Origin of the sequence: Pseudomonas brassicacearum (assembly GCF_003732265.1) — a bacterium.
Lineage (GTDB): Bacteria > Pseudomonadota > Gammaproteobacteria > Pseudomonadales > Pseudomonadaceae > Aquipseudomonas > Aquipseudomonas brassicacearum_D.
The window spans coordinates 1-289 of the sequence record NZ_MOBK01000438.1; the positions used below are offsets into that span (position 1 = coordinate 1).

Sequence of the window (289 nt, forward strand, 5' to 3'; positions counted from 1 at the left end):
TTCGGGTTCAGGCCATTGGTCACGAAGCCTGAGGTGAACGCGCCGCGAGCGGTGCGAACGCCCGCCTCTTTGTGCAGATCATCGGCCACGACTTTCGCCGGTTGCGCGCGCAGCGCCTTGAAGCCGATGTACAGCAAGTAAGCGGCTGCGGCCCATTTCAAGGCGTTGAACAGCACGATCGACTGCGACACGATCAGGCCGATCCCCAGCAACGAATAACCAACGTGGAGGAAAATCGCCGTGCCCACGCCCAGCGCGGTCCAGGTGCCGGCGCGGCGACCGTGGGTCA

Annotated in this window: 1 protein-coding gene; it reads right to left on the bottom strand. The window is 64.0% G+C overall.

Going from position 1 to position 289, the window contains the following annotated elements:
* Positions 1-289 (bottom strand): LysE family transporter (locus tag BK660_RS32115; protein WP_259698576.1); only part of this gene is annotated, 289 nt, incomplete at both ends.